General features: G+C 46.7%; 21 protein-coding genes. 11 read left to right on the forward strand and 10 right to left on the reverse strand.

The features are described from left to right. Window positions 1–108: 108 nt before the first annotated feature. From FTU54_RS03570 to FTU54_RS03590, 5 genes are all read right to left on the reverse strand, one after another. Window positions 109–690 carry a hypothetical protein gene (locus tag FTU54_RS03570; RefSeq protein ID WP_005180155.1) on the reverse strand — a complete coding sequence of 194 codons (582 nt, stop codon included), beginning with the start codon at window positions 688–690 and terminating at the stop codon, window positions 109–111. 117 nt (window positions 691–807) lie between these two features. Continuing rightward, window positions 808–2946 (reverse strand): phosphate acetyltransferase, encoded by a 2139-nt coding sequence (pta, locus tag FTU54_RS03575; RefSeq protein WP_168395473.1) that lies wholly within the window; start codon window positions 2944–2946, stop codon window positions 808–810. A 50-nt stretch (window positions 2947–2996) separates the two neighbouring features. Beyond that, window positions 2997–4217, reverse strand: a complete 1221-nt coding sequence (locus FTU54_RS03580) for an acetate/propionate family kinase (protein WP_005180151.1) — start codon at window positions 4215–4217, stop codon at window positions 2997–2999. Between the two features lie 314 nt (window positions 4218–4531). Next, window positions 4532–4936 (reverse strand): hypothetical protein, encoded by a 405-nt coding sequence (locus FTU54_RS03585; protein WP_005180148.1) that lies wholly within the window; start codon window positions 4934–4936, stop codon window positions 4532–4534. Between the two features lie 115 nt (window positions 4937–5051). Next, on the reverse strand, window positions 5052–6317 hold the full coding sequence (locus FTU54_RS03590; protein WP_168399801.1) for a glutamate-5-semialdehyde dehydrogenase: 1266 nt from the start codon (window positions 6315–6317) through the stop codon (window positions 5052–5054). A gap of 307 nt (window positions 6318–6624) precedes the next feature. Here FTU54_RS03590 and FTU54_RS03595 point away from each other — a divergent pair, with 307 nt between their 5' ends. Then, window positions 6625–7947 (forward strand): alpha/beta fold hydrolase, encoded by a 1323-nt coding sequence (locus FTU54_RS03595; RefSeq protein ID WP_160242802.1) that lies wholly within the window; start codon window positions 6625–6627, stop codon window positions 7945–7947. Window positions 7948–8020: 73 nt separating this feature from the next. Here FTU54_RS03595 and FTU54_RS03600 read toward each other — a convergent pair whose 3' ends face one another. Together FTU54_RS03600 and nagZ are read right to left on the reverse strand one after the other, a co-directional pair. Next, window positions 8021–8875: a class I SAM-dependent methyltransferase gene (locus tag FTU54_RS03600; protein WP_075167439.1), complete on the reverse strand. Its 855-nt coding sequence runs from the start codon at window positions 8873–8875 to the stop codon at window positions 8021–8023. 94 nt (window positions 8876–8969) lie between these two features. Continuing rightward, the gene (gene nagZ / locus FTU54_RS03605) at window positions 8970–9992 is read right to left on the reverse strand and encodes a beta-N-acetylhexosaminidase (RefSeq protein ID WP_180074445.1); all 1023 of its coding nucleotides are present in this window, start codon (window positions 9990–9992) and stop codon (window positions 8970–8972) included. Window positions 9993–10187: 195 nt separating this feature from the next. On the opposite strand from nagZ, the gene FTU54_RS03610 reads away from it, so the two are divergent. Beyond that, window positions 10188–12380: a carboxy terminal-processing peptidase gene (locus FTU54_RS03610; protein WP_168405319.1), complete on the forward strand. Its 2193-nt coding sequence runs from the start codon at window positions 10188–10190 to the stop codon at window positions 12378–12380. 279 nt (window positions 12381–12659) lie between these two features. Then, window positions 12660–14744 carry a bifunctional diguanylate cyclase/phosphodiesterase gene (locus tag FTU54_RS03615; protein WP_168405318.1) on the forward strand — a complete coding sequence of 695 codons (2085 nt, stop codon included), beginning with the start codon at window positions 12660–12662 and terminating at the stop codon, window positions 14742–14744. Between the two features lie 103 nt (window positions 14745–14847). On the opposite strand, the gene FTU54_RS03620 is transcribed toward FTU54_RS03615, so the two are convergent. Beyond that, window positions 14848–16926 (reverse strand): TonB-dependent siderophore receptor, encoded by a 2079-nt coding sequence (locus tag FTU54_RS03620; protein WP_168405317.1) that lies wholly within the window; start codon window positions 16924–16926, stop codon window positions 14848–14850. 452 nt (window positions 16927–17378) lie between these two features. Here FTU54_RS03620 and FTU54_RS03625 point away from each other — a divergent pair, with 452 nt between their 5' ends. The 5 genes from FTU54_RS03625 (at window position 17379) to FTU54_RS03645 (ending at window position 22602) form a co-directional block, all read left to right on the forward strand. Beyond that, entirely contained in the window at window positions 17379–18968 is a 1590-nt protein-coding gene (locus FTU54_RS03625) for a peptide chain release factor 3 (protein WP_160240962.1), read from the forward strand. A 79-nt stretch (window positions 18969–19047) separates the two neighbouring features. Then, window positions 19048–19872 (forward strand): hypothetical protein, encoded by an 825-nt coding sequence (locus FTU54_RS03630; RefSeq protein WP_045795892.1) that lies wholly within the window; start codon window positions 19048–19050, stop codon window positions 19870–19872. 56 nt (window positions 19873–19928) lie between these two features. After that, window positions 19929–20903 (forward strand): RsiV family protein, encoded by a 975-nt coding sequence (locus FTU54_RS03635; protein WP_168382350.1) that lies wholly within the window; start codon window positions 19929–19931, stop codon window positions 20901–20903. Next, window positions 20903–21721: a TatD family hydrolase gene (locus tag FTU54_RS03640; RefSeq protein ID WP_168399798.1), complete on the forward strand. Its 819-nt coding sequence runs from the start codon at window positions 20903–20905 to the stop codon at window positions 21719–21721. The genes FTU54_RS03635 and FTU54_RS03640 overlap by 1 nt, the downstream gene beginning before the upstream one ends. Window positions 21722–21828: 107 nt before the next feature. Then, window positions 21829–22602 (forward strand): ThiF family adenylyltransferase, encoded by a 774-nt coding sequence (locus FTU54_RS03645; protein WP_005180122.1) that lies wholly within the window; start codon window positions 21829–21831, stop codon window positions 22600–22602. 54 nt (window positions 22603–22656) lie between these two features. Here FTU54_RS03645 and dusA read toward each other — a convergent pair whose 3' ends face one another. After that, a complete protein-coding gene (gene dusA, locus FTU54_RS03650; protein ID WP_180074446.1) occupies window positions 22657–23682 on the reverse strand; it encodes a tRNA dihydrouridine(20/20a) synthase DusA in 1026 nt (341 codons plus the stop codon). 118 nt (window positions 23683–23800) lie between these two features. Between dusA and FTU54_RS03655 the strand changes: the two genes are divergently transcribed. The 3 genes from FTU54_RS03655 to FTU54_RS03665 all read left to right on the forward strand — a co-directional run bounded on the left by FTU54_RS03655 (window position 23801) and on the right by FTU54_RS03665 (window position 25833). Beyond that, window positions 23801–24979 carry a site-specific integrase gene (locus FTU54_RS03655; RefSeq protein WP_180074448.1) on the forward strand — a complete coding sequence of 393 codons (1179 nt, stop codon included), beginning with the start codon at window positions 23801–23803 and terminating at the stop codon, window positions 24977–24979. 110 nt (window positions 24980–25089) lie between these two features. Then, the gene (locus FTU54_RS03660) at window positions 25090–25632 is read left to right on the forward strand and encodes a hypothetical protein (protein ID WP_180074450.1); all 543 of its coding nucleotides are present in this window, start codon (window positions 25090–25092) and stop codon (window positions 25630–25632) included. A gap of 21 nt (window positions 25633–25653) precedes the next feature. Beyond that, a complete protein-coding gene (locus FTU54_RS03665) occupies window positions 25654–25833 on the forward strand; it encodes a hypothetical protein (protein ID WP_180074452.1) in 180 nt (59 codons plus the stop codon). Between the two features lie 59 nt (window positions 25834–25892). Here the strand turns inward: FTU54_RS03665 and FTU54_RS03670 are convergent, their stop codons facing one another. Then, on the reverse strand, window positions 25893–26261 hold the full coding sequence (locus tag FTU54_RS03670) for a hypothetical protein (RefSeq protein ID WP_180074454.1): 369 nt from the start codon (window positions 26259–26261) through the stop codon (window positions 25893–25895). Window positions 26262–26265: the final 4 nt, after the last annotated feature.

Raw genomic sequence — 26265 nt, forward strand, 5'->3', positions numbered from 1 at the left:
ATCTTCTTTTTTCATTTTAAGCTGATAAAAATAATATTTTTCTCAATTCTCAATTCTCAATTCTCAATTCTCAATTCTCAATTCTCAAAATTTGTTTATAGCTTTGCTTTATCCTCCTTTAAAGAAGGCAAGTTCTAAAGCTCGATATGCTGAAATCTGATACCCCACTTTGTCTTGCATTAAACGATAAAAACTTTCAAAAACCGCCTCATTTTTTAATTCGTCCAGAAGCGTTAGATATTCCAGATAAGTTTCAGGACGTTTAAATGCGAAGTTATGGGGTTCGTTGCCGCTTAAGAATCTAAATACACGGCTATCCCAAATCGCATAGTGTTCAGGATGAATAAAGTGCAACAATTTAGATACACCGACAAGAGAGTTATTGAATGCACTTTTGAGTGTTTGAAGTTCTGGTACTGTTAATTGATGACCTTGTTTTGCTTTGTTAAATATTTTGATCAGATCATCTGCTGCAGTTAAATCAATTTTTTTCAAAATAGTCGGCATCCACGAATAGGTAAAGCTGATGCCGATAACAATGTCATCCAGGGTGAGTACATCTGTTTTTTTGAAATAATTTAAAAAATGGGAATACGCAATGAGATAATTTTCTTGCTCTTTGTCAAATTGATTGGCGATTTCAAAGATCTGTTTAAAAACTTCGTTGTTATTTTTTAATGTTAAAGGCATGTGATTACCACCTCACCTATACAGAAAATGAGATGTATTTGATACGTCTGGTCTAAATTAAAAAACCACCCTATCTTTCGACAGGGTGGGTGAAGCGGAGCTTGTTAAAAACAGTATTTAAGCAGACTGCTGTTCAGCCTGAATTGCAGTTAGAGCAATGGTAAACACAATATCATCGACCAATGCACCGCGTGACAGGTCATTCACCGGCTTATTTAAACCTTGCAACATTGGGCCAACACTCACTACATTGGCAGAACGTTGTACTGCTTTATAAGTGGTATTACCTGTGTTCAGGTCAGGGAAAATAAATACATTGGCACGACCAGCCACCTGAGAGTTTGGTGCTTTAGAACGACCAACGCTTTCAACCGATGCAGCATCGTATTGCAGCGGGCCATCAATCAGCAGGTCTGGACGGCGCTGTCTGGCAATTTCAGTCGCTTGCGCTACTTTTTCTACATCGGCACCGGCACCTGAAGTTCCGGTTGAGTAAGAGATCATGGCAATACGCGGGTCAATACCAAAGGCTTTGGCCGAGTCAGCAGATTGAATGGCAATTTCAGCCAGTTGTTCTGCATCCGGGTCCGGGTTAATCGCACAGTCACCATACACATAAACTTCATCTGGCAGCAGCATAAAGAACACTGAAGATACCAGTGAATATTCAGGTGCAGTTTTAATCAGCTGGAAGGCCGGACGTACGGTATTGGCCGTGGTATGTACTGCACCTGAAACTAAGCCATCAACCTGATCCAGTGCCAGCATCATGGTACCTAAAACCACCGTATCCTGAAGCTGTTCGCGTGCCTGTAATTCGTTAAGTTTGCCTTTACGCAGCTCAACCATTTTCTCGACATAGTTTTCGCGAATCAGATCCGGATCAATAATTTCTAAGTCATGCGGCAATTCAATACCACGGGCTTTGGCCACTTCAACTACGGCTTCAGGTTTGGCCAGCAAGATACAGTGCGCAATACCACGCGATTGGCAGATGGCCGCAGCCTGAACTGTACGTGGCTCATCACCTTCAGGTAAAACAATGCGTTTTTTCGCTGCAATTGATTTTTGTACAAGCTCATGACGGAAGGCAGAAGGCGATAAACGTGGGCTATGCGCACCGCTAATCAGCGAGTTTAACCATTCCGGATCAATATGGCTGGACACAAAACGGGTTACCTGTTCAGCGCGTTCAATATCATCGACCGGAATTTCATTACCGAAAGTCGAGAGTTGTTGCGCCGTTTCAAAGGTGGTTAAAGGGGTATGTAATACTGGTAAACCTTGCTTGATGGCAGTTTGACAGAAATTTAAGGCCTGTTCATTCGGTTGATGCTGCTCGGTTAAGACTAAGCCTGCTAAAGGAATGCCATTGCTGTTTGCCAGACTGCTGGCCAGTAGTACATCGGTACGGTCAGCTGCGGTAATAATCAGTTCACCGGCCACAAACTTGTGCAGTTCATGCTCGATATTCGAAGTAATCAGGCTGCTATGTAACACACGGCGTGTATTGGCTTCGCCTTCATGAATCCACTGGGCAGAAATATGCGCCGCCAGATCAGACAGGCGCGGCACGCTCAGGGTATTACTAAATGGTACCAAACCAATCACTGGCAGTTTTTCTGTGCCAATGTAGCTATAAGTTTGCTGAATGCTGGCCACAAACTTGCTGGTATCTGACAGTAAACGCAGGTTTGGATCAATCGTCACAGGAATTTGCGCAGAATCTTCTGGCAAACCTTTGGTACGCATAAACAGCACACCGCGTAAACGGTTCGATTCTGCACCACCGAAGTTACGAATCTGGTGTTCAATTCGTTCAGCAGAGCGAAGCGGATTGTTGATGTCGGCACCGCTGACAATCACTACCTGTGCATCTAGGGCTTGAGCCAGCAGGGCATTCAGGTCATCTGCGAAGCTGTCACGGAAATTCGGTAACAGGCCTTCGACAATAATCAGGTCATGCTGTTTGGCCACTTGGCGGTGTAAGCGAACCGCTTCTTCCAGCAATTCATCTTGCTGGTCATGGCTTAGTTGATGCACCACCTGTGCATAAGGAATGGGTTGAACCGTTTTGGTTTTAGAGACATGCTCAAACAGCGCTGTTGTCCGTTCGTTTTCAGGCTGTAATTCTTGAGAGAAAGGTTTGACGAAACCGGGTTTAATGCCCTGGCATTCCAAAGCATACACCAGACCTAAACATGCAGATGTTAGACCAACACCTTCTCCAGTTGGGACAAGTAGAATTGTTTTCATAAGGTATTATTCAAATCAGCCAAAAGTAAACAGGGTAAAACTGCGATTGCTTAAGCAATCGCAGTTTCTAATTCAGACTTTTTTGCCGGAGTTGCTCCCAACTCAGACTCCACCACCGCGCTGGTTTCTTTAGCGATACGGCCTTCTTCATCGGTTGGAACTACCCAGATTTGTGGACCGGTACCGTTATCGATACGACCTTCGGTGCCACGTTTCAGGCTGTCATTCTTCTCTTTGCTAAAGTTAAAGCCGAAGTGTGGTAAGTAAGACAGGGTTTTTTCACGGATATAAGCCGAGTTTTCACCAATACCACCTGTGAAGAACAGGCCATCTAGACGCGGTAAGCCACAGCTTAAGGCTGCTAAAGATTTCGCTAAACGGTAGCAGAATACTTCAATCGCCAGAGCTGCATCTTCATTGCCTTGTTCAGAAGCTTCAATCAGGGTACGCATATCGTTAGAGAGGCCAGATAAACCGAGTAGACCGCTTTGGCTGTTCAGCATCTTGTCAATTTTGTAGATATCCCAACCCAGGTTGCTGGCCAGGAAAGTGTGTAAAGATGGATCTACATCACCACTACGGGTACCCATCACCAGACCTTCAAGTGGGGTAAGGCCCATAGAGGTATCTACACTTTCACCGTTCCAGATGGCACAGGTCGAGCTACCATTGCCCAGGTGCGCTGTTAACCAGCCGCCTTGTTTCAGGCTGCCGGCCAGTTCTGAACCACGTTCAGAAACATAGGCATGGCTGGTGCCGTGGAAGCCGTAACGACGTACGTTATGATCGGTGTACAGGAATTTTGGCACAGCATAACGATAAGCATGTGCTGGCATGGTCTGGTGGAATGCGGTATCAAATACAGCAACCTGAGGTAATTCAGGGAATAAACGCATGGTCGCTTCAATGCCTACCAGGTGCGCCGGGTTATGTAACGGTGCCAGTGGGGTTGCTTCACGAATGCGTTGAATAATTTCTGGGGTTAAGCGCTCGGCTTTGGTCAAGCTGCCGCCATGTACCACACGGTGGCCAATCGCTTGAGGATTGTATTGTGACAAGCGCGATAAAATAGTTTCTAAGGCTTTTTCATGATCTGCATGCGGAATAGAAAGTTCGAGCGGTTCACCTCCGACAGTGATCCCTTTAATACGTGCCTCGGCAGATCCTAAATTTTCAGCCAAACCAAAAATACGGTCTTCGCGACGTTCAGAAACAAGCGCGTATTTAATTGAAGAAGATCCGCAGTTAATTACTAATACAGTTGTAGACACGTTGTTTTACCCGAATTCTAATTGAAATATTTGTATCCCGTATTGATCTGCACCTGTTCCAACACGGTGCAATCTTGATCAATAACTAATTTTTATCATGGGATGGGTATCGCTTCTAGATAGACTTTAGGAGATTAGACTTAAGCACTATCGACCCTTTCGGGAATAATAACTAAAATTTATCGGTTGATAGATTTCATTTATTAATAAAATAGTAGTCATGTCCAGTCGCGTTGTTCTTCTCTTTACCATAACACGCCTTGAATCAAAGCATGTGACAGAACTGTTTGAAAATATTTCTTATTCCTTCATATTTAAGGTTTCTGATACTTCATTTCCGACCAGCGCACAATCACATAGGCAAATAGCGCCACCATAAAAAATACCAGCATCATCCAGGCCAAGCCTTGCAGGGTTTCAATTAAGGTGCGGTAAATTTCCAGAAACCAGCGTTCCTGCGTCAGTTCAATAATAATTTTCTGGTCGTTTTCGCTATAGGTGAGTGGGGTAATGTATTTTTCCATGTCATAAATCCGGATTCCGGAGGATGTTCCAACCACCATGCCGGCAAATTTGGTATATCTGGCCCAGGCTTCATGAATCGGATCATGAATAATACGCGCCAGAATACGGTTAATGGAACTGGAAAAAATACGCATCACCACAAACGACACCAGCAGCGCCAGAACAAATGTGGTCACAATTAAATAATAGAACATTGTCCACCTCGTATTCTCATTCTTAAGACAGTGTACGGTGGAATAGGCAGGGAAAACAGCATAAAAATGTTCAGCCTCCGCAAAGGCTGAACATCCATATATTTAGAAAAGTGAGTTATTGGCGAATCTGGCCATCTCCAAACACCACCCATTTTTGCGAGGTCAGACCTTCCAGACCGACTGGGCCGCGGGTGTGGATTTTATCGGTAGAAATACCAATTTCCGCCCCTAAACCATATTCAAAGCCATCGGCAAAGCGGGTAGAGGCGTTAATCATCACTGAACTGGAATCAACACGGGCCAGGAACTGACGTGCCAGACTGAAGTTTTCAGTAATAATGGCATCGGTATGGTGTGAGCCATATTTATTGATATGGGTAATCGCTTCATCCAGACCCGACACCACTTTAATGGCCAGAACCGGACCAAGATATTCGGTATACCAGTCGTCTTCGGTAGCCGTTTGAACGCTGTCGCCTAAAATACGCTGGGTTTCGGCGCAGCCACGGAGCTCGACCTGCTTTTCTGCATACAGCTCGGCAATACGCGGTAAAAACTCATCTGCAATGGCTTCATCCACCAACAAGGTTTCCATGGCATTACAGACGCCATAACGATGGGTTTTGGCATTCAGGGCAATCGGTAGGGCTTTTTGCAAGTCAGCCTGTGCTTCGACAAAGACATGACAGTTACCATCCAGATGTTTAATTACCGGAATACGGGCTTCATTGGTGATGCGCTCGATTAAGCCTTTACCGCCACGTGGCACAATCACATCGACATATTCCGACATGGTAATTAACTGGCCTACAGCAGCACGATCTGGGGTATTGATGACCTGTACCGCCGTTTCTGGCAAGCCTGCAGTTTTCAGACCGTGCTGAATGGCTTCGGCAATGGCTTTATTCGATTCCAGCGCTTCTGAACCGCCACGTAAAATAATGGCATTGCCTGATTTTAGCGCCAGCGAAGCTGCTTCTAAGGTCACGTTCGGACGTGATTCATAAATCATGCCGACCACGCCCAAAGGTACTCGCATTTTGCCAATCTGGATGCCCGACGGACGATAGGCCATATCGGTAATTTCACCAATTGGGTCAAGCAGGCCAATCACATCTTTCAGGCCCTGTAACATGCCTTTAAAGCGCGGGGGAGTCAGTTCTAAGCGATCAAGCAGGGCGCTATCCAGATTGTTGTTGCGACCTTTGGTCATATCAACCTGGTTGGCAGCTAAAATTGCTATTTCACTGTTTTCAAGTGCAGTGTAAATAGCAGATAAAGCATGGTTTTTTGTTTGGGTAGAAGCACTTGCCAGAACTGCGGAAGCTTGGCGCGCTTGTTGTCCTACCGTTTGCATATATTGTTCAATAGACTCGTGCATAGCGGTTTGATCACTTAGAAATTTCTCCTTGATATTAACAGTCTAGGTCGGGACAATGAAGCAGTTTGATGGAATTTTCCGCAGGAAAGCCGGAAAAGCGCTAAACATTTTGAAATTGTTTCCTGTTTAAAAGCAGACAAGTGGTTGCAGAAGAGGTTGCGTGTCAAAACGACACCTGTATAGAATGAAACACGATGGACATTGAAGTCATACAAATAACAATGAAAGAGCAGGATGCGATTTTTGCTCAATTTTAGAAATCATCTCTTGCACAATAAAAATAAGCGCGAGAATGGAGGAAAGGAATATGAATTCCATTATCCAAATGGACTCGGAAGTCGGGCAGTCAAGTGCTCACTTTGGTTTTTTTGATCTTTACGATAAGCACAGTTTCAAACAGCCAGCGCGTACAACCTGGATTGACGGTTGGAAGATTGAATACATGGCGATTGCTCGCCCAGACACCTTGCACATGACGCCGATGGTGATTATCGGGGGCGCTTTTCAGAATTTTAACTCCTATAAATACTGTGTTGAACAACTGTTTGATGCCGGCCCGATTATTCTGATTGACTTACCTTCCATGGGCGCCAACCAGCAAATCAGCAATGTCGATACTGGCATATCTGCCGGTACGCTGGAGCTGGAAGATCTGGCAGCCATGCTCGGCCGCTGGCTGGATATCGTTGGCTTGAGTCAGGTCACGGTATTGGGCATGTCCCTTGGTTCGGTGGTGGCATCTTGCCTGGCGCATCAGCGTCCGGAACTGATAGACCGCATGATTCTGATGGGTGTCATGCAAAAGACCCGGAAAAGCTGGCGTATGCTGCTGGAAGAATCGCTGCATTTAATGAAAGAGCAGCGTATGGATGAGTTTGGTCAGGCGGTGATTTTATATCTGGTCAATCATGCCAAGCTGGAAGCGACCCGCATGTCGCCAACCGCCAAGCGGCTGTTCTTCCGGCAGATGGCCGAGTTCACCGCCACCGAGCAGGAACGCTATGATATTAATTGTAATCGTCTGCTGCGCCTGACTCACGTTCCTATTCCGCAGTGCAAGGTGCTGGTGGCCTGTGGCCAGTATGACAGTTTTACCTTGCCACATGAAAATGCCAATTTTGCCCTGCAATGTCCGGACATGGAGTTTGCCATGATTGCCAATGCTGATCATGTGCCGCAGTTGCAGCGCCGTAAAGAAACCATGCGCCTGTTTGCCACCTTTTTAAGAGATGAGCCGATTCAGTCGTTAGAAGGTATTATCCCCATGACCCGTGCCCAGCTCTTGAACATGGAGCGCCGTGGAGAAGAACGCATTGCTGTACAACAGCCATTTAGTCAGTTAACGCACCGTCATTCCGATTTAAGCTTTGCCACGGAAATTGTCGATCTGAACTTTTTTGGCGTATTGCTACGTTTTGAAGACGGACAGGCAGAACGGGCTGCGCAGTATGAGCGTGATTTGGCCCTGACACTCCAAGATGAAGAGGGTAGTTTCCAGATTGAGTGCCTGATTTTTGAAGTGCAGGATCAGCAGATTCGCGCCTTGTTAAAACATGGCAGCTTTGATATTGCCGAGCGTTTGCTGCGTTATATCCAGCGTCAAAAAGGCTGTCTGGCAGCAATTGCCTAAATTGAGATGTGTAAAAATAAAACAGCGCAAAGGCGCTGTTTTTTTATGGGCTGATGATGCTCAGAACTCTCCTTTAGGCACTGGGCTGTTTATGGCAGGCGTGCAGCACCCAGACAATATCACCCAAATGTTCTTCAGGGGCGGGCAGGTCCGGAGTGTGGAAATAGTGCTGCGGCTGTAGAATATCGACCCGCTCAAAACCGCTGGCTTTAACAAAGTCACGGACTTCACCCGGACTTTGAAAATGAAAACTAAAGGCACTGCGTGACATGACTTTCAGTAATTTACTGCTGGTCCACATAAAGCTGGCCAGTTTGTTTTTCACCGGTTCAGGATAAATATCACTCAAGTAATGCAGTTCCTGAAAATGTTGTCCATATTGATAAATCCCATGCAGCAGTTTGCTGAGCATCGGCTTGTCGAAATAATTGATTAAGCCTTCACTAATAATTACCAGCGGTTGCTGCGGGTCAAAATGCTGAAAAATCTGGGCAAATTCTTCACTGAAAATATCGGCACTCAAGACTTCCGGTGCCTGCTGGTCCAGTTGTTGCAAGGCGGCGGTTTTCACCTTGGCCATATCCGGTAAATCCAGCTCGCGGTAATTCAGTTCCGGATATTTCTGGCGGAAATTCCAGCTCCGTGGGGACAGGCCGCAGGCAATTTCCAGCACCTGGGTACGAGGATTGCGGGCAATCAGCTCGGTCAGTTGCTGGTCAATAATGGTGTGGCGTTCTTTCAGGGTGGTGCGCATGCTGCCACCGACATATTTTTCGGCCCAGCTTTCCAGCGGATGGACCAATTTGGCCAGAAACTTGCCTTTTGAAGTAGCAAATACCGGATGCGAGATGCCCATTTGAAACCAGATATAGCCGGTATAGTGGGCAGTAAAGGATATATGGCGATGTTCGGAAAGCGGTTGGCTCATGTAAGGTCCTCTATTCTTTTTATTTATTCGGGGTGGATTTATGTATTTGCATCATAAAGAAAAAGGAACAGCTTGTCCTGTTCCTTTGTCGGTATTACTGGCCGCTGTCTTTAAAGCGGACAATACGGTCGCGTACTGCCTGCCATTCCGGGCCGAGCTCGAGTACATCACCAATTTGAATTTCTGGAATCTGGCCGCGCATACGTGCTAAACGGGCCTGATTTGGTAACGGTAAACTCTGAATCCCTTCCAGTGCCAGACAGGCGGCGGCACGGTCATTACAGACCAGTCCCATGTCACAACCGGCGTTTAAGGCCGCTTGAATCCGGGCATCGGCACCACCCGCCACACACGCGGCCTGCATGCTTAAATCATCCGAGAACAGCACGCCATCAAAATTCAGCTGTTGACGTAGCACGGTCTGAATCCAGTACGGCGAGAAACCGGCCGGGTTCGGATCGACCTGATCATAAATTACATGCGCAGGCATTAGGGCATCCAGTTGGGCTTGCAGCTGGATAAAGCTTTGCATGTCTTTTTGCTGAATCTCTGCATAAGAACGTGAATCAATCGCAGCGGCCACATGCGAATCGGCCTTGACCGAGCCATGACCGGGGAAATGCTTGCCGGTGGTGGCCATACCAGCGCGCTGCATGCCACTTAAGAAGGCGCGTGCCAGCACAATAATATCGTCCATATTGCGGGCAAAACTGCGGTCGCCAATGACATCGCTGATGTCATTTAAATCCAGCACCGGGGCAAAACTGAAATCAATACCGACCGCTAATACTTCGGTGGCCATCAGCCAGCCGCACTGTTCAGCCAGCTCGACCGCCAGTTCCGGCTGCTGCTGATACAGCTCGCCAAAACGACCCATGGCCGGCAGTAGGGTGAAACCCTGTTTTAAACGCTGCACCCGGCCGCCTTCCTGATCGACTGCAATTAAAATATCCGGACGTACCTGACGCATATGATCGGTCAGGGCGCGTACCTGCCGCGGTGATTCGATATTTCGACCAAATAAAATGACGCCACCGACTTGCGGAGCTTGTAAGAGTTGAATATCTTCTTGAGTAAGTGCTGTGCCAGCGATGTCGAGCATCAATGCGCCAATCATATCGGTTCCGGATTCAAATTTTTATCGAAAAACAATACCTGAATTCTGCAATGATTTGCTACATTTTGTCAGCACAGAATATGATAAAACTACACGACATAAACAGATTAAGTTGTTTAAGATTTTGAATCTGCTTGATTCGTCGCTAAGCAACCTTGTACTACTGGTCGAAAACCAAGGAAATACACATTATTTATGAAACTTCAAACGATAGCTTGTGCAGTTGCCGTGGCAACTGGGGGATTCTTCTTTAGTCACGCAATCAACGAAGCCATTGCTGCCAATAATACTGCTGCTGTTTCCAATACCATTGTTCCAACCCGGGAACAGGCCTTGGTGTCACGCCAGTTAGCGACCTTGGTTGACCGTCAGCATTACCTGAACCAGCGTTTAGACAGCAACACCTCCAATCGCATTTTTGATTTTTACATCGATAGTCTGGACCCGGAGCACACCTTGTTCCTGGCCGATGAAGTCGAACAGTACAAGAAAAAATATGGCGCCAATTTTGGAGCCGCCTTAAAAGCCGGTGATTTATCGGGCCCGTATCAGATTCATGCGCATTATCGTGAACGCATGCAGGCCTTCTATCAGTTTATGCTGGCCGAGCTGAAAAAACCGCAGAATTTAAAACAGCCGAATGTCACCATTGAGCTGGATCGTGAAAAAGCGCCGTTCTTTAAGACCCAGGCCGAGCAGCGTGCCCACTGGCAAAAAATGCTGGTGTCCCAGCTGATTAACCTGACCATCAGCAAAGAAGAAGAGCAGGCCAAACAAAAAGCCCTCAAGGAAAATCCAGAACTGGCCAATGGGCAAGATTTATCCGGCCCGGAAGATATGACGCCGGTGGAAACCCTGACCAAGCGTTATACTCGTCAGCTGGAACGCATGAGCCGTCTGAAAAGCGACGATGTGCTGGACAAAACCTTAAATGCGATGATGCTGACCTATGATCCGCACAGCAACTATTTCCCGCCTGTTGATGCAATGGAGCTGAACCGTCAGACCACCTTGCAGCTGGAAGGGATTGGGGTGTCGATTCGTCCGGATCGCAGCAATGAAGATTACACCAAGATTGAAACCATTGTTGAAGGCGGACCGGCGAGTAAATCTGGTCAGGTCAAATCTGGCGACCGGATTATTGGTGTCGGTCAGGATGGCGAGAAAATTGTGGATGTGATTGGCTGGCCAAGCAATGAAGTGGTCGGTCTGATTCGCGGTAAACGTGGCACCAAAGTGACCTTGCGTTTACTCGGTCCGGGTGCCTCGATGAGTCAGGCACGTACCGTGACGTTGGTACGTGACATTATTCAGGAAGAAGATGCCGGGGTGCGTAACCGAACCGTGCAAATTCAACGTGATGGCAAAACCTATACCTATGGCGTGATTGAAATTCCATCATTTTATCTGAACTATCGGGCGCGCCGTGCCGGAGTGGAATACCGTTCGGTATCGGAAGACACCAACAATGCCTTGAAAACGCTGGCTGCCAAAAATGTCGACGGGATTATTGTCGATTTACGCAATAACCCGGGCGGCTCACTTGAAGAGGTGGCACGTATGCTGGGTCAGGTGATTAAATCGGGTCCGGTAGTACAAATCCGTGATGGCAATGGCAACGTGAGCGTGTTTGAAGACAATGATGGCGGTGAACAGACCTATGCTGGCCCGCTAGCAGTCCTGATTAACCTGGCCTCGGCTTCTGCCAGCGAGATTTATTCAGCCGCGATTCAGGATTATGAGCGCGGTATTGTGATTGGTAGCACAACCACCGGTAAAGGGACAGCACAGGTGCAGCTGGATACCTTGGCCTATGGTCAGGCCACGCTCACCCAGCGTAAGTTCTACCGGATTACCGGCGGCAGTACCCAGAACAAAGGGGTGATTCCGGACATTAAACTGGTAGATATCTACAATGAAGAATTTGGTGAGCGTAAGGCCAAGAATGCGCTGAAGTGGGATACCATTGCCACCGCACCATTTAAACGTGAGGGCGTGGTGCAGTCTTATGTGCCGCAACTGGCCAAATCTTCGCAGACCCGGGTCAGTATTGATCCGCAGTTCAAGTATCTGACTGAGCGTAAAAATATTGCCAAACAGGCAGAAGAGCGCAAAACGGCGGTGCTGGATTTAGATCAGCGCCGTGCCGAGCTGATTGAGCTGGAGCGTAAAACCTTAGCCGCTGAAAACGTACGTCGTCAGGCGACCGGTTTGGCGCCGTATCCAAACTGGGAAAGCTATCAGGCCTCACTGGAAGCGCAAGCCGAGTCACGGGCCAAAATGAAAGCCAACCAGCGTCCACCACTGCCGGAAGAAGAAGTCTTTGTGAACGAAGCGGCCAATGTGTTACTGGATTATAGTCAGTTACAATCAGGCACAGCCAAATAAGACCTTGGATGTGAGAAAAAGGCCGGTAGATGTACTGGCCTTTTTTGATGCTTTTGAGTTGAATAACTCAAGATCCAGATGAGCCGGCAAATCAACATGAAAAATGACGGTTTTCAGGGCGGAAAAACCGCATTTAGGCTTGACCTCAATGCGATAGTATAAGATTCTAGTTTGAGTTTTAATTCCTTGTTTTATTGTTATCTTTTAAAGCGGCAAATTCATGAGTATTTAGCGTTGAGTATAGTAACAACAAAAAAATAACCTATACGGAAGCTTTTTATGGTTCATATTCACTATGACTTTAGCCTGGTGGTAGGTTCAATTGCGGTTGCAATTCTGGCCAGTTATCTGGCTATTTCAACCCAGCAGTTCCTGCTCGGGGGAATCCGCCAGAAATCTGAAAAAGCCATGCTCTTGCTCAGTGGCCTATGCCTTGGCGTTGCTATTTGGGGCATGCATTTTGTCGGGATGCTGGCTTGCCAGTTACCAGCCAATTACGCGTTTAATCTGCCGCTAACCATTTTTTCTGGTGTTATTGCCTTTATTGCTTCCACCTTTGCCATCTGGCTAACCACCAAACCCACCCTGCCTTTTGCCCGTCTGGTGATTGGGGCGGTGTTAATGGGACTCGGCATTTCCGGCATGCACTATACCGGTATGCTGGGCATGGTCGTAGAGAATCATCGGACCTATTATGATCCGCTACTGGTGGTGTTTTCGGTGCTCATTGCCATTAGTGGTTCCGGCCTGACCTTCTGGCTGGCGTTTCGTTTTAAAAATACCTTGCTTTACCATCGTCACTATAAGGTGATGATTGCCATTATGATGTCGCTGGCCATTGTCGGGATGCATTATACCGGCATGGCCTCGGTGTCTTACTATCCGATTGATACAGAACGTCTGGATGCGATCTATAAAGCCGGTAATGGCATCTTGCTGTTTACCGTGATTTTTGTGACCAGTCTGGTGATGGTTGCCGCCTTTAGTGTGGCCGTGCTGGAGCAGCGTCTGGAAGAACGTAACCGCCAGCTGTCGCTGGTTAACCGTGAGCTGGCCAATCAGGCGGTGCAGGACAATCTGACCAAATTACCCAATCGTTTATATCTGGCTGAATATGCGCATTTGCTGTTTAGTGCCCAGCGCATCAATCAGCAGAATGTCGCGTTTTTATATATTGATCTGGACCGTTTTAAGGCGGTGAATGATGTATTTGGCCATCATGTTGGTGATCAGTTGCTGATTCAGCTGACCACGCGACTGCATCAGCAGCTGAAATCGCAGGAAAAATTATTAAGAATCGGCGGTGATGAATTCTTGCTGGTGCTGGAGCAGGCCACGGTTGAGGATGCGATTCAGGCGGCAGAAAATGTGCTGCACAGTGTACAGGACAGTTTCCTGATTGCCGGCAAGAGTATTAATATTTCGGCCAGTATTGGTATTGCTATGTACCCGGAGCACGGCAACAACCTGCAAGATGTACTGATGAATGCCGATGCCGCCATGCTGACTTCAAAATATCAGGGCCGTAACACCTATTCGGTGTTTAATTACAGCATTGACCAGCAGGAAACCAAAAGCCAGACCAAGCTGTTAAATGATTTATATAAAGCTGTCGATGAACAGCAGTTTATTCTGTTTTACCAGCCCAAATTTACCACCAGCACCCAGCAGATTTGTGGCGTTGAAGCATTAATTCGCTGGATGCATCCGGTGCATGGTCTGCTGACCCCGAATATGTTTATTAAAGGTGCGGAGAAGTCCGGCCTGATTATCCAGATGGGCTATTGGGCCCTCGAGCAGGCCTGCAAACAGATTCAGCAATGGGAACAGCAGGGACTGAACCTGTTTCCATTGGCAGTCAATCTGTCGGCGGTGCAGTTCGAGCATAAACATTTGTTTAGTACTTTGGAAACCTTATTCTGCCGTTATGCGATTGACCCGAGTCATCTCATGATTGAAATTACCGAAACCACTGCCATGCATCATGTGGAATCGAGTATTCGCAGTTTTAGGCGCTTAAGAGAAATGGGCGTGAAACTGGCGATTGATGATTTTGGCACGGGCCATTCCAGTTTCCTGTATTTAAAAGACCTGCCGGTGGATGAGCTGAAAATTGACCGCGCATTTATTAAAGACCTGTATCGCGATTCCAAAGAAGAAATGATTCTGGAAAGTATTATCCAGCTGGCGACCAAACTGGGATTGACGGTTACCGCAGAAGGGGTGGAAACGCCATTACAGGCCGAAATTCTGGCGCGTTTGGGTTGTCAGCAATTACAAGGTTATTTGCTGTCGATGCCGGTTGAGGTCGAGCGTTTGGAAGACTTGCCGCAAGTACAAAATGAAATTATCGGGTCTGATTGAGGTACTGTTTTTAGATAGCCAGATGTTTAAAAAATCACGGTCGATGTTGCAAGAAAAAATGGTTTAAAAATGGATGTCAAGTGACATCTATTTACCTCACATATTAAAAACGATAACGAAGCGCGAGCTGTGCATTCAGTGGGTCGCCCATCATATTGGAATCGTTCCTCTCACCATGTCCTGAGACAAAATAATCACGGTCAAACAGGTTGTTCAGATTTAGTGTTACATCATACTGCGCGGTCTGATAACCCAGCGCGGCATTGAAAACCGCATAGCCTGGCAAGACATTTTTATTGTCCGGAGCACTAAAGCGGGAGGATTCTGCCCGACCACCCACGGCAGCAAACCAGTGTTCATCCAGTTGATACTTTAACCAGAGATTGGCGCTGTTTTTGGGCGTTAACGCAGCCTGTTTGCCGGCCAGACCGATGGTCGATTTTTCAATTTTTCCATCCATATAGGCATAACCCGCCAACAGGGATAATTGATCGCTGAGCTGACCGGTCAAGGACACTTCAACGCCTTGCGTGCTTTGTTCCCCAGCCAGCATCGCCAGCGGCGGATTACTGTCCGGAATTTTATTTTGGATATTGCTCTGCGTCATTTCAAATACGGCCAGGGTCATATTCAGCCGATCATTGATGTCCCATTTGGTCCCGACTTCCAGGTTTCTGGTTTTGGTCGGTTTCAGGTCGGCACTGTTGCTATAAAACACGAATGAATCTGCAAGGGGCTGAAACGACTGATTATAGGCGGCATATAAGGATAAATTTTTGGTCGGTTGATAGACCACGCCCAGGCGAGGGGAGAGGGTCTGGTCATCGCGCTGGATGCTGCTGTTATTTTTCTGATCATGCCTGTATTGGGAAAGATGATCATAACGTACCCCGGCCAAAACCTTGAGCTGTTCATTCAGGCTGATCAGGTCTTGTACATAGACGGCATAATTTTCAAATTCGCTGGCGGTATTGACTCTTGGAGTGGCGGAGGTATCGACCGGTGACCAGTGCGGCAAGACCGGATCATACAAATCGGTCGTGGCTTTTGACCCTAACCAGAATATTTCATCTTTGTGCTGCTGGCTGTATTCCGTGCCGATTAAGGTGTCGTGTTTGATTTGACCAGTATGAAAGACGCCAGATAATTCATTCTGCAAGAAGATGCCATCTTCATCGCGCATGCGTTTAATCTGGCTAAGCGTGATCTGATCTGCTGCTGGACTGGCGTTGCTGTATTCCCGGTCCAAGGCATAATTATAATGCCGGGCGACACCGCGATATTTCAGCTGATCATTGAACTGATGTTCTAGCGTAACCGTCTGGCTGGACACTTCAGTATCGACATTGCCTACATCTTTTGCGTTGGATGCGCCATAGAATGTTTTTGGATTGGTACGTACCGGTTTACCGGTCAGTGGGTCCATGGGAAAGCCCTGATCGGCCAAACGGTCATCGTGCAAATAATCGGCTTGCAAGAGCAGAGTGGTTCGATCTGAAATATCCCATTGCACAGACGGTGCTACAGTTTCCCGGTTCACGAAACTCTGATTGCGATAGCCATCTGAGTGTTCAAGCGCACCGGTCAGACGGACTTTGAGCTGGTCATTGAGAGCATCGGCAAAATCAAGTTCGGCACGTTTTTGCCCCAAGCTGCTGCCGATCAGGCTGATTTCATGCAGTGCTTCATCCAGGGGTTTCTTATTGATCCGGTTGATCAGGCCGCCTGCTGAACCCCGGCCATATAACACCGAACCCGGCCCTTTTAGCACTTCCACCCGTTCTACATTCGACAGATCACGATAATACAGCGCATCATCACGTACTCCATCGACATACTGATCGGAAATGGCTGAAAAGCCGCGAATCATGACCTGATCACGCTGGCCATCTCCGACGCTAAAACTTAAGCCTGTTACATTCTGCAATGCGCCTTGAAGGGAGGTCACATTCTGTTCTTTTAAGACTTGTTGCGGAACCACATTCACAATCTGAGGAATATCTTTCAGTGGTGCCATACCTTTGCTGGCGGTGGAGGCTTGCTCTACTTGCGTTTTCAGGCTAAGGCTTGCCTGTGCCGAAGAGTTGAGTGTGGGTAAAGTCACAGTACTGGCTGTTTCGTTGGCATAGGCTTGCGCTGTCATCAAGCCGATTGAAGACAGCAAAAAAAGAGAAGATTTCATAACATGCTCTGGATGGACCCCGAAAAAAGTGCATGCAGTGTGGGGAATAAACAGTCTACTGTAAATGATATTGAATATCACTCTCTATTGATAATAATTATTATTTAATTAGCTTTAATGAGATATTTAAATCAAAAATATCCGCAGAGAGGATGCTGATTTTCCCTGATTTTTCCAAATGATAAAGAAATATGGGGAGTTCTGTTCTGCGGTGAAAAGCCTAAGTCTTTTAAAGTGAAACAGATGCGGGGCTTGTTTGTTTTTATCGCAAAGTGATGATCTCAAGATACTTTTATTTTCCACTTAAAATTTAAACCGATTCCGGCCCAAGTGCTCTAATGATTGTTGGCTGAAATCTGCTACAATTGCGCCAATTTTAAGTTATCCCTTCACGGCTTGGATTCACATGAAAATGTGTGTCGCAAACTGTGTATATATTGAAGATTTCCCTTATGTTTAAAGATCAACTCGCGAAAGAAGTCGCGGCGCGCAGAACTTTTGCGATTATTTCCCACCCCGATGCCGGTAAAACCACCATGACAGAAAAACTGCTGTTATGGGGGCAGGCGATTCAGGTGGCGGGAATGGTGAAAAGCCGTAAATCGGATCGGGCGGCGACCTCGGACTGGATGGAAATGGAAAAAGAGCGTGGGATTTCGATTACCACCTCGGTCATGCAGTTCCCGTATAAAGACAAGATGATCAACCTGCTCGATACCCCGGGGCACGAAGACTTCTCGGAAGATACCTACCGAACCTTAACCGCGGTAGACTCGGCACTTATGGTGATTGACGGGGCCAAAGGTGTCGAAGACCGGACCATCAAACTGATGGAAGTGTGTCGTATGCGTGACACACCAATTATTTCTTTCGTCAACAAAATGGACCGTGAAATCCGTGAGCCTTTAGAGCTGCTGGATGAAATTGAAAACGTCCTGAAAATTAAATGTGTACCAATTACCTGGCCGCTGGGTACCGGGCGTGATTTTGCTGGCGTGTTTAACCTGCTGGAAGAAAAATTTTACGTGTATAAAGCCGGTTTTGGTTCGACCATTCCCGAGATTGAAGTGCGTGATGGCTATGACCATGCTGACCTGCGTGAAAAAGTCGGTGAACTGGCCTGGGCGGCATTTGAAGAATCTTTAGAACTGGTGCAAATGGCCAATGAACCGTTAGATCGTGCAGAATTCCTGGCGGGTCGTCAAACGCCGGTACTGTTTGGAACTGCACTGGGTAACTTTGGTGTTGACCATGTCCTGAATGCTTTTAGCGACTATGCGCCACCACCAAAAGCGCATCCGACTCAGGACCGTGTGGTCGAAGCGACTGAAGAAGGTTTCACGGGCTTTGTCTTTAAAATCCAAGCCAATATGGACCCGAAACACCGTGACCGGATTGCCTTTATGCGGATCTGCTCAGGCAAATATGAAAAAGGCCTGAAGATGAAGCATGTGCGTATTGGTAAAGACGTGCGTATTTCAGATGCTTTAACCTTCCTGGCCGGTGACCGTCAGCATCTGGAAGAAGCATGGCCGGGCGATATTATTGGTCTGCACAACCACGGTACCATCCAGATTGGTGATACCTTCACCTCGGGCGAAAACTTGCAGTTTACCGGTATTCCACACTTCGCACCGGAAATGTTCCGCCGTGTACGTTTAAAAGATCCGCTAAAATCGAAGCAGCTGCAAAAAGGCTTAAAAGAGCTGTCGGAAGAAGGTGCGACCCAGGTATTTATGCCGCAAAACAGCAATGACCTGATCGTGGGTGCGGTCGGTGTGCTGCAGTTTGAAGTGGTGGCCTATCGTCTGAAAGAAGAATACAAGGTCGATTGTATTTACGAGCCGGTCAGCATCAACACGGTACGTTGGGTCTCTTGTGAAGATGAGAAGAAATTCAACGAGTTCAAGAAAAAAGCCCATGACCAGTTATCGGTGGATGGTGGTGGTCATCTGACTTATCTGGCGCCAAGCCGCGTCAACTTGCAGTTGATGCAGGAGCGTTATCCGGACATCGTGTTCAGTAACACCCGCGAACACTAAAGGGTTATCGCCGTTAAAACAGCTTCTTCGTGAAGCTGTTTTTCTAGGATGAGGAAAATTTCAGGAAGAGAGATCAATAATGCAAACAAAAATCAGTTTTATTGCTTGTGCCGTGCTGGCACTGTCTTTGGGTGGCTGCGACTCATCTTCCCAGAAAAACGAATCGGCTGAAGATGCACGTCCTGAAAAAAATATCTTCCAGCAGGAAAAGGCTGAGGTGCTGCCATTCCTGCAGATTAAGCAGCAGCCGGCAGAGATTGCTTTGCCATTTTGTGAAAAGAAAAACTGTATTGATCTGGATATTCAAACCATTCAGACACAGGATCCATGGCTGAACCAGTGGATTGCCAAAAGTCAGGCCAAGGTGATTCAGGACCAGATCGGGCTGAAACAGGACATGAGCCTGCAGCAGGCGGTGAATGCCTATGTGAAAAAATCTGATGCCTGGCAGGCCGAGTTTGCCAAAAATCCGGCCTATGAACTGGCGCTGTATACCCGGCTAGCCTATCAGCGCAACCAGTATGTGTTATTGCAGATAGGGGTGGATAGTCATCAGGAAACGGTAAAAGTCAAAGAGCGTTATTATTTTTTCGTGGCTGATCGTCAACAGCAGCAGGCTTTAACCGCACTGGATATTATTCAGCCCGAGCAGCAAACTGCGATGCATGCAATCGTGCAGCAGGCCTATCAGCAATGGCTGAAAGAACAAAGTGCAGAGGTGCAAAACACGGCACCGAAAACCTTATATTGGGGACAGGCCGACTGGTTCTTTGATCATGAAGGTATGGGGCTGCATTATCGCACTCATGAAATTGTGAAAGATGGAACGCAGCTTGATATTTACTTAACGAAAGCACAAACTCAACAAGTTGTAAAAGCTGAAATTTATTCGCGCATGTTTTAATAATCAGAACATCCGCTTTGAATCTGGGATGCACAAAAGGCAATAAAGGTTATTCAATGTTAAAGCAAAAAACAGCATGGGTGATGAGTGTCTTGGCCGTGTCCATGGCATTGACCGCATGTCAGCCCAAAAATAATGAACCGAAACAGGAACAGCAGGCGCAGGCCGCAGAAGTTGAACAGCAGGCGCTAAAACTGATTGGCGAGCCGGAAAAGCTGCAGCTGAACTTGCCGGAATGTGAAGGCAAGAACTGCCCCGAGCTTTCTGTTGAGCGCTTGCAGAGTAACCAGCCTTTTGTCGATGAGCAGATTGATCAGTACATTCTTAAAGAACTGAACCAGACCCTAGAAATTGCTCCGGCAGATAAACCTCTGAATGTTGAAGCACCAGCCTCTGCGGCAGAGCCAGCTTCCTCGGCACAGGCACTAACGCAAATTCCAACGCCAAAACAGAAACTGGAACAGCAGGTGCAGCCCTTTATTGCGGCCTTCTTAAGTCTGGATCAGGAAATCAAGGCGCTGAGTGCCAATCATCAGATTAGCCTGATGATTAAACCAAAAATTTTAAACTCGGAAGGGCCGCTGGCCACCGTGGTAGTAAATAGCAGCAGCTATCTGGGCGGTGCACATGGCGCTACTGCGCAAACCTATTTTAATTTTGATCTGGAGCAGAAAAAGCAGGTCAAACTGGCTGACATCTTGCAGCCGAAGCAACGAGCCGCTTTGGAAGCTGCCGCCTATGAAGCCTTTAAGCAATGGGTGGTAGACAGCAAACTGGCCAATAATGTTGCCGAGTACGAGCAGGCCTGGAAATTCAAGCTGTCGGATAATTTCTATCTGGGGCAGCAGGGCCTGATTCTGCAATATGCTGAATATGAAATTGGTCCGTATGTGGTCGGTTTGCCACGGCTGATGATTCCTTATACAGAGCTACAGCAGGTATTGAAAAAACCGTATTTGCCGGCACCCGAAGCGCCAGCCAGCGAAGCCACTACAGCAGCTGCGTCCAGCGCTGACGCGAAAACCATCTAATGGCATTGGCACTGTTTGATACCCATACCCACTTTGATGTGGCGGATTTTGATGCCGATCGGGAGCAACTGGCCTATCAGGCGAAGCAGGCGGGTGTCGAACAGCTGATTTTAATTGGCTTTGTGCAGTCGCGTTTTCAGCAGTTACTGAATACCCATCAATGGCTGAACCGGTTAAGCCAGGCGCCGCGAAGCCATCTGGCACCGGGATTACATCCGTTTTATATCGAGCAGCATCAGCCGCAACATCTGCTGGATGTAGAACAGTTATTGCATGAACAGGACTGCGTTGCGGTTGGTGAAATTGGCCTGGATACCTTCTTAAAGCAGCATAAACAGCCTGAGCTGTATCAGAAACAGCAGGAGTATTTTACCGCCCAGCTGGAGCTGGCACGACAGTTTCAGCGTCCGGTATTGCTGCATATTCGTAAAGCCCATGCCGATGTCTTGGCGCTGCTAAAACAGCAGAATTTTAGCTATGGCGGAATTGCCCATGCCTTTAGCGGTGGTGTTGAAGAAGCCAAAGCCTTTGTCAAACTGGGTTTTAAAATTGGCGTGACCGGACAAATTACCAATCCGAATGCCAAGAAACTGCATCGGGTGGTGCAGGAATTAGGCCCAGAACATCTGGTGCTTGAAACCGATTGTCCGGATATGACACCGCTGTGCTGCCAGTCCTCGACCGAGCAGCGCACCCGCAATACGCCGGCCAATTTGCCTTATGTACTTGAAGGGCTGGCGCAAAGCCTGCAGATGGAGCAGACAGCACTGGCTGAGATGATCTGGCAGAATTCGTTACAGGCTTTACATCTGGCCTAAAATTTAAATCTCTCGCTGATGTTGCGCCGTGCAAAAATCCTCCAATCTCACACGCCATGTGAAAAAACCGTTAAAATAAGCCCTCCTGTATAAGATTTGATTGTGCAATGACTGAACTGCTCCAAGATGATGAATATGACCGCCGTTTTGCCGGTGTTGCCAAAATTTATGGTGAGGACAGCTTTCAGTATTATGCCAACAGTCATGTCATGGTGATTGGTATCGGCGGGGTCGGTTCCTGGGCGGTTGAAGCCTTGGCACGAACTGGTATTGGTGAGCTGACCCTGGTGGATATGGATGTGGTGGCCGCTTCCAACATCAACCGGCAATTACCGGCCATGAGCAGCACTTTGGGCCATGAAAAAATTGAAATTATGGCCGAGCGTTGCCGTGCTATTAATCCACGCATCAAGATCAACCTGATTGATGATTACCTGACCCCGGACAATGTCAAAGACCTGCTGGCGCATACGCCCGATGTGGTGCTGGACTGTATTGATGATGTCAAAGCCAAGCTGGCGCTGATGCTGTATTGCCGCTTTAATAAAGTGCCGCTGATTGTGTCCGGCGGTGCCGGCGGTAAACTCGATCCGCTGAAAATTCGTGTGGCTGATTTATCTAAAACCGAACAGGACCCGATGCTGGCCAAACTGCGTGCCCAGTTGCGTAGCAAAGGCATCTGTAAAAAGCCGAAAGAGAAGTTCGGGATTACCTGCATCTATTCAATTGATAATCCGTTTTCCAGTGCTGATGTCTGTGCCAGTGCCGGGCTGCGCTGTGGTGGCTATGGTTCGGCGGTAGTGGTTACTTCCAGTTTTGCGATGGTGGCCGTGGCCGAAGTTCTGAAAAAACTCGATCAGCTAAAAGCCAAACAGGCATAATCCGGTTACGATCTGATTCTAAAAAAACTCAATTGAGGGCTTTTTGTTGATCTTTTAAGGCTGAACAGCGTGTTCCTGCAGATAGTTTTCAGTACGCTGCATCGCGGCCTGAATATTCTGAATGGCCACTTCCACATCTTTTAAGGTTTTGGCATTGCCGCCACTTAAGGCCTGACGCCATTTGCGTGCGCCTGGCAAGTTCTGGAACAGGCCCAGAATATGACGGGTGATAATCGACAGCGGTGCACCTTCAGCCACGCGCTGTGCGATATATGGCATCATCTGCTGCATAATCTCGAAACGGTCCGGGAGGGGCAGATTCCAGAAATGTCCCAGTTCGGCCAGTAAATACGGATTGTGATAGGCTTCGCGGCCAATCATCACCCCATCGACATGCTGTAAATGTGCCTGTGTTTCTGCCAGGGTTTTAATGCCGCCGTTAATTTCAATGATCAGCTCCGGGCGATCCTGCTTTAAACGGTAAACATCTTCATAGCGTAAAGGCGGCACTTCACGGTTTTCTTTGGGTGATAGGCCTTGTAACAGTGCAATCCGGGCATGCACGATAAAATTATTGCAGCCGGTTTTGGCAACGGTATCGACAAAATGCAGCATTTCTTCATACGAATGCATGTCATCAATCCCGATCCGGTGTTTAACCGTCACTGGAATATCCACCGCATGACGCATTGCTGCGATACATTCTGCCACCAGATCAGGCTCGGCCATCAGGCAGGCACCAATTTTATTGTTCTGCACGCGGTCACTTGGGCAGCCGACATTCAGGTTAACTTCATCATAGCCCCAGTCTTGCGCCATTTTGCTACAGGTGGCCAGATCTTGAGGATTGGAACCGCCCAGTTGCAGCACAATTGGATGTTCTTCCTGATTAAAGTCCAGATGGCGTTTGGCATCGCCATGAATAATGGCGCCGGTGGTGACCATTTCTGTGTATAAAATTACGTTTGGATTAAACAGGCGCGCAAAGAAACGATAATCCCGGGTGGTCCAGTCCATCATAGGTGCGACGGATATACGCGGAAGCCTTGATATATCTACGTTTTGTTTTAAATCAGTCATTTAAGCACCTATGAGTGTTTGTAACATTTCCAATTATTTCCAATCTTTTTGTATCTTTTTGCAACTCTTGCAACTATATTTGCAACTATTCCCCGTCATTTAAAAAATAGTTGCAAATATGGGCTATATCACAGAGTTAAAATCCAAAACGAAAGGTACCAGATACAAGGCTGTGATCAATATTCGCAAGCCTAAGGAAGGTATTGAGTATTTCGATACTCAAACTTTTAGCACCAGAGCTTTGGCAAAAGCGTGGCTGAAAAAAGAAGAGGACAAATTAGAAAAGAATCCTCACTTGTTGTCAACCGACAAAGATGCGGTGATTTCGGCTGCCATGTCGCTAAGTGCGGCAATAACCAGGTATAAATCTGAAATAACAGATTATGGCAAAAGCAAAGCTTTTGCACTGGAGATGCTGAGAAAGTTCGATATTTCTAAAAAGGCATTGTCAGATCTCAAGCGAACTGACTATGCTGAGCATGCATTGCGCCGGCGCGATGGCTATAAAAATGAAAATTACGAATTAGACCCGGTTGAGCCAAGTACGATTCTTTTTGAGTTCCAGTGCATCAAATCAGTGCTGGACCATGCCGAACTGCTTTGGGGTGTTGAGATCGACTTCAACGAATATGAGAAGGCGGTTAAGGGTTTAAGAAAGTCACGTGTGATTGCTGAATCTGAAGAGCGTAACCGGTTGCCAACGTCCAAAGAATTACAGGACCTTACCACCTATGCCTACATGGATTTTCATTTAAAGAATTATTCAAATACGCCACTGTATTTGATTATGTGGCTGGACATTTACACTGGCCGGCGCCTGGGGGAATTACCGCGGCTTGAGATTCAGCACTATGACCGCGAGCACAAAAAATGGTACCTAGAGGCAGTGAAGCATCCGACCAAGAAAAACAATGACAAATGGTTTGTGGTCTCAGATGAAGCTGCAGAAATCATTGATGAATTATTGAAGCCAGAGATCCGTAAAAAGATGCTACTGCGTGGTGGCGATGACCGGTACCTGATTCCGATACATGAAGAGAATATCGCCCGGAATTGGCAGAAGATTAAAAAGCAAGCCGGTATTGATGATTTGCGTTTTCATGACCTTCGACATGAAGCTGCCACCAGGTTGGCAGAGAAGGGTTTAACTGTACCGCAGATTCAGCAGTATACTTTGCATGATGACTGGAATAGCCTGAAACGGTATGTGAACTTGGATATTATTCGGAAGGATCTGCTCACGTATAAGCAGGCTATTGAAATAACTCGATCCACAGGACTATCAAAAATTTTATAAGCTTTAGGGCTTAGGGGGCTGTGGAGCTGTTTTTCTTATTTGAAAAATGTTGCTTGTTTAACAGTTTTTGTTATCTTGGGTAAATAGTTACATATTAATGAGGATGGATTTTGAAAATCATTCTGTTTGACGAGAGTTCGTTAAAAGCTACCGCAGGTTATTGGATTGAGAGCGCTGTTGAGGCAGATCTAGATGATGAGCTTATAGAGTTAAATGAGCAGTTTTTTGAATATATTCAAACTAGTAAATCTTATGGTAATTATTTAGATCGCCCGAGTCTTAATACTCATATTGGCATTTGTGACGACGATAGTGATTTCCCGAATGTTATTGTTGAAGTTGGGTACCACCGTCGTGGGCGCGAAAAAACGATCAAGATTATGGATATCTACATTAGTCCGAAGGTTGATAGTTTAGTTAAAACGGATTATCATGCGAAATATGCGGAATATTTGATCTTTGCAGTTCAAACATTCTTGCGTGAAACTGATAGTTCTGGTAGTGCGACGAAAATTTATGCACGTACTGACCAGAGTCAGGCATTCCTTGAACTTATGCATGCAACTGCAAAGTTAATTCAAGCAGATTTTGAAAAAGTAGGTCTTAGTGTTGAATTTGAAGGCAAGCGTTGGCTTGCTTTTAGACGCCATTGATCTTAATTAAAGGTAGAAATTATGAACGTGATTTCATTACAGCACCAAGTACAAGTTAAATTTGAAAAACAAGAAAAAATCAATGAGCTTGTAGCTAAATGTATTACTCAGGCTTGTGCGGCAACAGAAGATTTACGTCTTGTTTTACGAGGAGACATGCAAAGTGCTGCTTGTAAAACTGAGCTTGGTAAAGCGTCTTAGTATTCTATTCAGGATATAAAATAAACCCCACGTAAGTGGGGTTTATTTTTTGATATCCATCACGCCACCTTTGCCTTTTCTTTAATTTTATTAAACGTCTTTGAATCCAATTCCTTTTCAGCAACCTTGAAAAAACGCATCGCCAGCTCCTGCGCTGAGTGATTATTTTTTTTCATGATCTTGGCATCCTGGTCCAGCAGGGTAATGGTCTGATTAATGCGAGTAATCATTGAATTGACCTGTGACAACTCGATATTCATTAGCGCAATCGAATTACCGTTTTTGCATTTGTCCTTGGCTTCAATGAGGCCTGCGCGTTTGGCTTTAAGCTGGTCACGCAGATCAATCAGATCATCACGGCTAAATTGTTGGCTTAGTTTTAAAGGGCTAAGTTCTAAAAGTTGATCTTGTACATCTTCGAGTTTCATGTCG

Origin of the sequence: Acinetobacter sp. YH12116 (assembly GCF_013418895.1) — a bacterium.
Lineage (GTDB): Bacteria > Pseudomonadota > Gammaproteobacteria > Pseudomonadales > Moraxellaceae > Acinetobacter > Acinetobacter indicus.

What these genes read in the sequence shown, in the direction of transcription:
- FTU54_RS03645 (WP_005180122.1), top strand. Translation starts at nt 21,829, where the DNA reads ATGACTGAACTGCTCCAAGATGATGAATATGACCGCCGTTTTGCCGGT.
- FTU54_RS03640 (WP_168399798.1), top strand. Translation starts at nt 20,903, where the DNA reads ATGGCATTGGCACTGTTTGATACCCATACCCACTTTGATGTGGCGGAT.
- FTU54_RS03620 (WP_168405317.1), bottom strand. Translation starts at nt 16,926, where the DNA reads ATGAAATCTTCTCTTTTTTTGCTGTCTTCAATCGGCTTGATGACAGCG.
- pta (WP_168395473.1), bottom strand. Translation starts at nt 2,946, where the DNA reads ATGAAAACAATTCTACTTGTCCCAACTGGAGAAGGTGTTGGTCTAACA.
- dusA (WP_180074446.1), bottom strand. Translation starts at nt 23,682, where the DNA reads ATGACTGATTTAAAACAAAACGTAGATATATCAAGGCTTCCGCGTATA.
- FTU54_RS03590 (WP_168399801.1), bottom strand. Translation starts at nt 6,317, where the DNA reads ATGCACGAGTCTATTGAACAATATATGCAAACGGTAGGACAACAAGCG.
- FTU54_RS03595 (WP_160242802.1), top strand. Translation starts at nt 6,625, where the DNA reads ATGAATTCCATTATCCAAATGGACTCGGAAGTCGGGCAGTCAAGTGCT.
- FTU54_RS03615 (WP_168405318.1), top strand. Translation starts at nt 12,660, where the DNA reads ATGGTTCATATTCACTATGACTTTAGCCTGGTGGTAGGTTCAATTGCG.
- FTU54_RS03635 (WP_168382350.1), top strand. Translation starts at nt 19,929, where the DNA reads ATGTTAAAGCAAAAAACAGCATGGGTGATGAGTGTCTTGGCCGTGTCC.
- FTU54_RS03610 (WP_168405319.1), top strand. Translation starts at nt 10,188, where the DNA reads ATGAAACTTCAAACGATAGCTTGTGCAGTTGCCGTGGCAACTGGGGGA.
- FTU54_RS03625 (WP_160240962.1), top strand. Translation starts at nt 17,379, where the DNA reads ATGTTTAAAGATCAACTCGCGAAAGAAGTCGCGGCGCGCAGAACTTTT.
- FTU54_RS03630 (WP_045795892.1), top strand. Translation starts at nt 19,048, where the DNA reads ATGCAAACAAAAATCAGTTTTATTGCTTGTGCCGTGCTGGCACTGTCT.
- FTU54_RS03665 (WP_180074452.1), top strand. Translation starts at nt 25,654, where the DNA reads ATGAACGTGATTTCATTACAGCACCAAGTACAAGTTAAATTTGAAAAA.
- FTU54_RS03585 (WP_005180148.1), bottom strand. Translation starts at nt 4,936, where the DNA reads ATGTTCTATTATTTAATTGTGACCACATTTGTTCTGGCGCTGCTGGTG.
- nagZ (WP_180074445.1), bottom strand. Translation starts at nt 9,992, where the DNA reads ATGATTGGCGCATTGATGCTCGACATCGCTGGCACAGCACTTACTCAA.
- FTU54_RS03655 (WP_180074448.1), top strand. Translation starts at nt 23,801, where the DNA reads ATGGGCTATATCACAGAGTTAAAATCCAAAACGAAAGGTACCAGATAC.
- FTU54_RS03600 (WP_075167439.1), bottom strand. Translation starts at nt 8,875, where the DNA reads ATGAGCCAACCGCTTTCCGAACATCGCCATATATCCTTTACTGCCCAC.
- FTU54_RS03570 (WP_005180155.1), bottom strand. Translation starts at nt 690, where the DNA reads ATGCCTTTAACATTAAAAAATAACAACGAAGTTTTTAAACAGATCTTT.
- FTU54_RS03670 (WP_180074454.1), bottom strand. Translation starts at nt 26,261, where the DNA reads ATGAAACTCGAAGATGTACAAGATCAACTTTTAGAACTTAGCCCTTTA.